Origin of the sequence: Candidatus Aquicultor secundus (assembly GCF_002791875.1) — a bacterium.
GTDB lineage: Bacteria > Actinomycetota > Aquicultoria > Aquicultorales > Aquicultoraceae > Aquicultor_A > Aquicultor_A secundus.
Map to the genome: position 1 here is coordinate 13030 of NZ_PFNG01000256.1, position 9029 is coordinate 22058.

The window sequence follows — 9029 nt, forward strand, 5'->3', positions numbered from 1 at the left end:
AGCTGACCCACGTTCTAGAACTTCTATCCCTACCCGAGCGGGCCCAGGGCTTCGATCTCGCAGATCGCCTTGTCAACCTGATCGGCGGACGGGGCCTTGCCATGGAAATCAACAACGCCCTCCATAAAGGAGACGCACTTGCCCTTCACCGTATTGGCGATGATCATCGTGGGTTTGCCTTTGATCGATCGCGCTTTTTCAAACGCGTCGATAAGCTGCTCAACGCTGTGCCCGTCGATTTCGATCGTGTGCCAGCCGAAGGCCGACCATTTTGCTGCGGCCGGTTGGATATCGACGATCTCGCTCACCAGGCCGTCAATCTGCATGTTGTTGTAATCGAGGATACCTACAAGATTGTCCAGCTTGTGCTGGGCGGCAAACATACTCGCCTCCCAGATGATGCCCTCCTGGGATTCCCCATCCCCGATAAGGGCATAGACCCTGGAATCCTTTTTATCGATCTTTACACCGAGCGCCATACCGACCGCGGCGGAAAATCCCATCCCCAACGAGCCGGTCGAGATCTCGACACCTCTCGTTTTGAGCATATCGGGATGCCCCTGCAGGTGGCTGTCGATCTTTCTGAGCGTCCATAAATCCTCAACCGGGAAATAGCCGCTCTCGGCAAGCGCCGCGTAAAGTACGGGCGCCGCGTGTCCCTTGCTTAAAACAAAACGGTCGCGATCAGACCAATGCGGATCCTCGGATCTATGCTTAAGCTCATGAAAATAGAGCGTTGCGACGATATCCGCAGCGGATAACGAACCCCCGGGGTGACCCGACTTGGCCAATCCGACCATTTTGACGATGTGACACCGTATAGTTCTGGCTTTCGCTTCAATAGACTCGACGAGAGCCTGCCTACCGGCTGAAGTAGTATTAGTGGTGGTCTGAGTGCCCAAAACTTCTCCTTTCGCACGGCGAACTGCTTAAAGCCTTCGCTAACAACTTCATGAACACCTAAAGACAATAATAAACGCCGCCTTCTCCACGCTGAGGCCCTCCTGCGCGTAGTCGATGACGCGGCCCATAACTATAACCGCTATCATTCCGCAGAGAGCCAGTTTCAGCCCAAACACAGTGGCTGCTATCAGCATAACAAAACCGTCAACAACTAAGAAGAGCTGACCCAGACCTAAATTACTATATTTTTGCGTTTTCAGTTCTCAGCAGTAACCACCATTTGATTATCTTGGACTAGAATCTTGGTTATTTTCATACCGAAGGGAAGGTTGTTGGCCGGTATATTGAGGGGTATTTCTCTCACCCAGTTTCGCGCGTCAACCGCACCCCACTTGCTGAGCTTGGTAAATTTCGCATCGATCGGCTCGATGACCAGGTAGTCTCCTTTAACCCTGGGTTTAAATATAACTTCGAGGCCGCCAATCATTTCGATATCCACCCTGGCGGTAATCCTGTCCGGTTTGAGACGTATCTTCCATCCGCTTAAATCGGGATAGGCGCTGCTAATATAATGGTTGATGTCGTCCTCGCCGAACACGATTCTGGCATTTGCCTTGCCGATCTTTGTAACCGCGACTTTTTTCTGGAGAACGGGAGCCTTGAGATCGAATTTAATGTCCCGCACAAAAATCGTAAGGCTTTTTGCCTTGAGCCCGTTGAACTCGCCTTTCGAGCACTCGACATACACCTGTTTCACTTTACCCGAGAGGAGCATCAGTGTGGTCGAGTCAACGCGTATATAAGCGCATTCGTTCAAATCATATTTGTGCTTAAGGGTATCGATAACCGCCGATTGGATGATAGTGTTCGCCAGGGACGGCACGATGATGGCCACAAGTATGCCCAGGACAATGATAATTGGTATTGCAATGGTTATAACCGGTATGCGTTTCATACAACCCCTAGCGCCGGGCCCTTCGTTGAGCCGGATATTCAAGCTGTTGTTATACGGCTCCATCCGCAGCTTCGAGCACCCGCTGCCGGTGATACGCAATGATGAAGTCGTCGATGTCGCCGTCGAGCACCGACTGCACATCGCCTTTTTCAAGGCCGGTTCGGTGGTCTTTGACGAGCTGGTACGGGTGCAAGACATAGGACTTGATTTGGCTGCCCCAGGCGATTTCTTTCTTTTGCTTATGGCGCTCGGTCTCTTCCCTCGCCCGCTCTTCCCGGATACGCTCGTAGAGCCGGGCTTTGAGGATTATCAACGCCGTCTCTTTGTTCTTCGACTGCGAGCGCTCGTTCTGGCACTGCGCCGCCACACCGGTCGGAATATGGGTGATGCGCACGGCCGAATCGGTCACGTTAACGTGCTGACCGCCGGCACCGGTCGACCTGAACGTTTCAATGCGTAAATCAGACGGCTCAATGGTTATCTCGATATCGGTGTCAACCTTTGGGATAACATCAACAGAGGCAAACGAGGTATGCCTCCTGCCGCCATAATCGAATGGGGATATCCGTACCAGCCGGTGTACCCCGCGCTCCGCCTGCAGAAACCCGTACGCGTACTTGCCTTCAACGGTAAACGTGACGGTTTTAATGCCCGCCTCCTCACCGGGGGCGAATTCGTTTATACCAACCTGGAAATCCTTGCTCTTAGCCCACTGGATAATCATGCGCATCAGCATCTCAGCCCAGTCCTGCGACTCTGTGCCGCCCGCTCCGGGATGAACGGTTACGATAGCGCTGCGGCTATCCATTGGGTCCGTAAACCAGCTTCGAAGCTCCAGGTCATCAACAAAGCGTTGTAGCTTTTTAAAAGCCCTTTTAATCTCGTTGCCAAGCGACTCGTCGTTTTCAGAAATCGCCAGCTCGTTCATGATCTCGAGGTCCTCGGATTCATCGTCCGCCCGCTCCCACGCCTGGATATCGTCCTTTAAGTCGCTTAAGGCGGACATCACCTTTTGGGCGGCATCCGGATCATCCCAGAAGCCCGGTTTGCTGGCTTCTTTTTCGAGCTTGCCTACCTCTTCTCTTTTACCGTCTATGTCAAAGATAACCCTTAATCTGCTTAATCTTTTCTTTCATTTCGTTAATCTCAATGCTGTAATCAGTAACCAATATATTTCCACCGCTATCTCTTCTCTTGAGCCCACTTTCTAGACCTTCACTAATTCATAATTCATAATTCGTAATTCCTATGCCGCGCCGCAGCACTTTTTATATTTTTTGCCGCTTCCGCACGGGCAGCGATCGTTTCGCCCTATCCGGTCTTTATCGTCCTTTACTTTTGGCTTCTTCGGCTCGCCACTCGAGCCGCCACTAGTAACCATAGCCTGCTGTTTCGGCTTGACGGGTTCATCCTTGACCACCTGGACATGGAACATATAGCGTAGGGTATCCTCTTTGATGCCCTCGATCATGGCCTGAAACATATCGTATGCTTCCGACTTGTACTCGACAAGCGGGTCTCTCTGGCCGATTGCCCTGAGGCCGATTCCCTCTTTCAGATAATCCATCTCGTAGAGGTGCTCCCTCCACTTGTTGTCGATTACCTCGAGCACGACCAGGCGCTCGATATCGCGCATCAGCTCTTCGCCAAACTCTGTTTCTCGCTCCCCATACTTGGCCTGTGCGGACTCGACAAGCTTGTCTATCAGTTCCTCTTGCGTTATCGAGGTTACCTCAAGCGCATCTTTACCCCACCCAAGCGGGAACACCTGGTTGACATATGAGAACAACCCGTCCCAATCCCATTCTTCGGGGTAGGTTGAGTCACTGGTGAACACCCCAACAACGGCCCTCATCACATTGTTAATCATATCGAGTATGCGCTCACGCACATCTTCGCCTTCGAGGACGCGCAGGCGTTCTTCGTAAATAACCTCGCGCTGCTTGTTCATGACATCGTCGTATTCGAGGACATGCTTACGTATGCCGAAGTTCTGCGCCTCGACCTGTTTCTGCGCCGTCTCGATGGATTTTGAGATCATGCCGTGCTCGATCGGCTGGTCGTCCGGCACGCCGAGGCGCTCCATGATGCCGCCGATACGCTCAGAGCCGAACAGTCTCATCAAATCATCCTCAAGCGACAGGTAAAACCGGCTTGATCCGGGATCTCCCTGACGACCCGAACGACCCCTGAGCTGGTTGTCGATTCGCCGTGACTCATGGCGTTCGGTAGCGGTTATATGAAGACCGCCCGCTTCACGTACCTCATCGGCTTCTTGCGGGTCTTGCGGATTACCGCCGAGGATGATGTCGACGCCTCGACCGGCCATGTTGGTCGCAATCGTTACCGCGCCCTTCCTACCGGCCTGGGCGATGATTTCGGCCTCCCGCTCGTGGTACTTGGCGTTCAGCACCTCATGCTTTATGCCGCGACGCTTGAGCATCTTGGAGAGCATCTCGCTCTTCTCAATCGAGACCGTACCTACAAGAACCGGCTGACCCCGTCCGTTACGCTCGACGATGTCTTCAATAACCGCCTTGAACTTGATATCTTCGGTTTTGTAGATGGAGTCCGGCATGTCATCCCTGATCATAGGCTGGTTCGTAGGAATGACTACGGTCGCCAGTTTATAGATATGCATGAACTCGTCCGCCTCGGTTGCGGCGGTACCGGTCATGCCTGCCAATTTATCGTACATGCGGAAATAGTTCTGCAGGGTAATCGTTGCAAGCGTCTGGTTTTCCTCGCGGATCTTGACGCCCTCCTTTGCCTCGATCGCCTGGTGCAGGCCTTCACTGTACCTTCTGCCGTCCATTAAACGTCCGGTAAATTCATCGACAATGATAACCTCACCGTCTTTGACGATGTAGTCGACATCCTTCTTGAAAAGCGCATGCGCCTTTAGCGCCTGCTGCAGATGGTTTACAAGCTGGCTGTTTACGTGGTCGTACATGTTATCGATGCCCAGAGCATCCTCTACTTTTGCCACGCCTTCCTCGGTGATAGACACGGTGCGGTGCTTCTCGTCGACCTCATAGTGCTCTGTCTTTTTGAGTTTGGGAACGATCCGCGCAAACGAGTAGTAGGTGTCGGCCGATTGCTCCGGCTGCCCTGAAATAATTAACGGCGTCCTTGCCTCATCGATCAAAATGCTGTCAACCTCGTCCACTATCGCATAGTGGTAACCGCGCTGGGTGCGCTCATCGACGCTGGTCGCCATGTTATCGCGCAGGTAGTCGAAGCCGAACTCGTTGTTCGTACCGTAGGTGATATCCGCATCGTAGGCTTGCTTTCTATGCACCGGATGCATCTCCGACTGGATGAGGCCGACTCTTAAGCCCAAAAACTCGTAGAGCTTGCCCATCCACTCGCTGTCGCGCCGGGCCAGGTAATCGTTGACGGTTACCACGTGTACACCCTTGCCTTCCAGGGCGTTTAGATACACCGGAAGCGTCGCCACAAGCGTCTTGCCTTCACCGGTCTTCATCTCGGCGATCTTGCCTTCATGAAGGATGAGCCCGCCCATGATCTGCACGTCGAAATGGCGCATCTTCAAGACACGCCTTGAGGCCTCGCGAACGACCGCAAACGCCTCGGGAAGAAGATCGTCCAGGATCTCCCCATCGGCAAACCGCTGCTTGAACTCGGCCGTTTTCGCGGTAAGCTCGGGGTCGCTTAGTCTCTCGACCTCCGGCTCGAATTCGTTGACCAGTGCGACTTTATCTTCAATCCGTTTTAACTTTTTGCCCTCTCCCATGCGCAATACGCGCTCAAGTAAGCTAAACATATATACAACTCCATATTACTGTCTGATATTTTTAAAAGTGATTTGGTCTTACGTCATAAAACACCAAACGTATTTTACCACTTTTAATGGGGATGGTCATGGGACATTTCCCACAACCATAATACAGCATTAAACCGGGCATTGCATCGGTATAAATGTTAAATAGTTAGCTCACGTACTCCATCAGCTTGCCCTGCTTGCGCAGTATAGTAATCAATGCCTGGACGACCTTTGGGTCAACATCGATTTGTTTCTTTTCTCTAGCCTAGTGTCTTAAGCTATCACCTCCTCTACGCCTCAGCCTGAAAAGCACAGGCTATACTCATCTCATAAGTGCGAAATATCATGTGATTCCAAGAGTTTTGTACAAAGTCACTGGATTTTTAAAAAAGCCCATTTACTCAGCAAAACCTTGCGTTCAAATACATAAAACACTTAGCGAATGAAGGTTACGGAAGCTTCGATGAGTTAGCTATATCAACTAGCTCTGTTACACTAAGATTCTGTCCCGTCAGAGAATATGTGACATTATTATCCCACCATGCGATACTACCTGGGTTCAGAATTTCATTGCCAAATATATCTTTTACTGTATTTGGCTCTGATCCACAGCCTGATTTCCCGTTCACCGTAATACTCGCGTACTTACCAGCCGACTGCCCGATTACTTGCGTAAAATGAGCTTGTTGTTCACTATCCGACGATGGATCCGGGTAGGCCGAGAGCACTAAATCATTCCCGAAAACTATTTTTACCGACCGAAGATTCTCGTCTGGGTTTTTTTCCACATAGGCCGCCTGAAACTGTCTATTTTTTGTGTCACTTGGCAGCGCAAATTTAAACTTCAATTTTGTCTGTGCCTTCTCTATGGAGTCAAACTTATCACCCCAAGCCTCATAGCTCTTGATTTTATCAGCCCAGCTGCTTGATTTTTGTTCGTATTTGCTTGGTATTTGTTCCGATACTACTTTATTTGCCCGGCTTGTTTTATCACTAGCCTGAAGATTAATCTTCAGTGCAAAAACCGAGATCAGCAGTATTGCAACCGACAATGAGCTAACAAATATAGTTACCCTACGTTTTTTCAAAGTCATGATCACCAATCCTTTATCCTGAGAGCATCTATTTAATTCTTCAACGAGTAAAGGTTATAATTCGTCGCTTTATAGCCGTGATAACCAGGGTCATGGTCTGGGCTGCTTGCAGCAGGGTTTTCGTATGGGCTGCTAAAGTATTGCCAAGTTGCCCCAGAAGTGTTCGCCAAACGTTGGCAGACACGCCAACGTGCATAATTTGAATCGTTCACGGTTGATCGTTCTGTTCCAACACTTGCTCTCCCTGATTTCATTATTGTGAAGAGCCAATTATATTTTTCCCAATCGATGCCGTCTCTTTTTGCATACGCCCTGAACCATGTATTATTAACACCATCTGACACTACTTTTAAGCCAAATTCTTGTCCTGCGGTTGGAGCACCTACATTAATAAACCTGTTATCTACAAGAACGCCGTAGTCTATGCAGTATACGAACCAATGTAAGCCTTGAACAGAATTCCACATCCAACCGAACTCCAAGTAATTATCAGGGTCTTTGTAGAGGTAAACCGAGTTTAAATGAATAGAAGCGGGCGCGTTTGAATCAACTAAAGAGTAACAAAAGCTCCCACGCTGTCCCGTAACGTTCTCATCAAAACCCACTGCGCCATAATCCAATGTTGCTAGAGCTGGTGCAGACATTGCCAGCGAAATTGCAATTATTAGTAATAACCCTACTGTAAGCTTAAGCTTTGTACGTTTATGCTGCATCTTCTCACTCCTCATACCTACTGGTTGCAAAAACAATCAACCTCACCTGCTTTAAATAACCCATTACGCAATTTACTATGGCATGCCCCCCTGAAAAATTAAGCCGTGCGACCACCCCTTTTATGGAAACCTTTGAGGTAAAGGTAACCAGGAATAAAGACTTAGCGGCTTTGGTCAAGAACAGCTTTTGAACACAATATTTTGCGAGCTAATGTCTTGTATACATATCATTTGCTTGTTAATATGAACATTATAAAACTATTAAGATGTTAGCAAAAATAAGATCGTAATACAACCACTTATTTACACAATTATAGGAAACTAGTTTAGCCATGTTCTGGAATTTAGAGATAGGCTATCTTTTTGATTAACGGAAATGCGTCTGCGGTGGCAGATCACAGATTTTACAGGGAACATGTTCTTGGTTTTGCATCCTGAGCACTAGAAGACCAAATTTTCCGACCAAAAGGATGGTAGGTGAATTTAGCTCACGTACTCCATCAGCTTGCCCTGCTTGCGCAGTATGGTAATCAATGCCCGAACGACCTTTGGGTCAAACATTCCTTCAAATATGCAGAATGTCCATAACTATTTTCATTGCCTGTTCTACCGAAGTTCCGCAGTGAGTAGACAAACGCCGTTCCAATCAGGGCGTTATCCAGCAAGGATAGAAAGCGGCTAAAATGCGTGTAGTGCCTACGGGGTTATCTCGAAGAACTTTGGCGGCTCTTTGATCTTTAGGGCGGTAAAGATCTCCCGTTGTGCGGGCGTGGTCTCGGTTCGCTGCAGAACTTTGCCAGCTGGCCCTTTAAACTCACCAAGATGCATACGATTTAGTTCTGTTTTGATACATCGCCAGGTCTTTTTCGTCTCGACTTCTGCCACCCGAATACAAAGCAGTGCGAGGAAGCAGAGGGTGATATGAGCACGGATGCGCTCCTCTTTTCGGTGATACACGGGGCGAAGCTCAAGGGTGTGCTTTAAGTCTTTAAACCCTCGCTCGACTTCGAGCAGTTGTTTGTAGCCAAGGGCGACGTCTTCGGAAGAGAGCGTATCGTCTGAGGTTGAAAGCAGGAATTTGCCGTCAAGTCGCTCTTCTTTTCTTATCTTGGCTTTGTCGATTGCAAGGGTGCCGTCGGATTTTTGTTTGAGGTAGCGCCCCATGCTTTTGTTGCTGCGAAGACAACACGCCGCTTTTTTGTGCGGCGCCCCTTTGAGCTGTTTAATGCTGGCGAGCTCTGCCTCAAGGCGTGAAATGGTGTGCTCGCGCCCCTCTTTGTCTTTTTTAGCCTCAGCCGGGTTGTAGCAAAGGATATATCGCTTACGTCTCTCGCCATCGCCGACCACGATCTCTTTTACCTTGAGGTTGTCTTTTACCACCTGATAGCGCCCGGCTCTCGACAGTGCTTGTTCCGCTAACGGGCTGCCGGAGCGAAGTTTTTCTCCGGCGATGTAGCCGCCGCCTGCTCGTTGCATGTAGCGCAGGTTCTCCTCTTAAGGTAAAGCCTCTATCTACCACCATGACGACTCGGCCTAGCTTCCAGTCCCGAAGGTCATCCTTAATCCGCTCGACGAGG

The 9029-nt window shown here is 49.7% G+C and carries 6 protein-coding genes and 2 pseudogenes; all 8 read right to left on the minus strand.

Going from position 1 to position 9029, the window contains the following annotated elements; translation table 11 throughout:
• Positions 1-29: 29 nt before the first annotated feature.
• Positions 30-902 (minus strand): transketolase, encoded by an 873-nt coding sequence (locus tag COY37_RS10905; protein ID WP_286677546.1) that lies wholly within the window; start codon positions 900-902, stop codon positions 30-32.
• Positions 903-950: 48 nt separating this feature from the next.
• Positions 951-1163, minus strand: a complete 213-nt coding sequence (locus tag COY37_RS10910) for a YitT family protein (protein WP_286677566.1) — start codon at positions 1161-1163, stop codon at positions 951-953.
• Entirely contained in the window at positions 1160-1858 is a 699-nt protein-coding gene (locus COY37_RS10915; RefSeq protein ID WP_286677545.1) for an LmeA family phospholipid-binding protein, read from the minus strand. The genes COY37_RS10910 and COY37_RS10915 overlap by 4 nt, the downstream gene beginning before the upstream one ends.
• Before the next feature lie 49 nt (positions 1859-1907).
• Positions 1908-2990, minus strand: a pseudogene (prfB, locus tag COY37_RS10920) (peptide chain release factor 2); the annotation flags it as partial.
• Positions 2991-3104: 114 nt separating this feature from the next.
• Positions 3105-5645 (minus strand): preprotein translocase subunit SecA, encoded by a 2541-nt coding sequence (gene secA / locus COY37_RS10925; RefSeq protein WP_286677544.1) that lies wholly within the window; start codon positions 5643-5645, stop codon positions 3105-3107.
• 449 nt (positions 5646-6094) lie between these two features.
• Positions 6095-6739, minus strand: coding sequence for a hypothetical protein (locus tag COY37_RS10930; RefSeq protein WP_286677543.1), 645 nt, complete (start codon positions 6737-6739; stop codon positions 6095-6097).
• Between the two features lie 32 nt (positions 6740-6771).
• Positions 6772-7452, minus strand: a complete 681-nt coding sequence (locus COY37_RS10935; RefSeq protein WP_286677542.1) for a hypothetical protein — start codon at positions 7450-7452, stop codon at positions 6772-6774.
• Positions 7453-8148: 696 nt separating this feature from the next.
• A pseudogene (locus tag COY37_RS10940) lies at positions 8149-9029 on the minus strand (IS1634 family transposase); the annotation flags it as partial.

Coding starts and splice junctions, on each gene's coding strand:
- COY37_RS10915 (WP_286677545.1), bottom strand. CDS start 1,858: ATGAAACGCATACCGGTTATAACCATTGCAATACCAATTATCATTGTC.
- secA (WP_286677544.1), bottom strand. CDS start 5,645: ATGTTTAGCTTACTTGAGCGCGTATTGCGCATGGGAGAGGGCAAAAAG.
- COY37_RS10930 (WP_286677543.1), bottom strand. CDS start 6,739: ATGACTTTGAAAAAACGTAGGGTAACTATATTTGTTAGCTCATTGTCG.
- COY37_RS10935 (WP_286677542.1), bottom strand. CDS start 7,452: ATGCAGCATAAACGTACAAAGCTTAAGCTTACAGTAGGGTTATTACTA.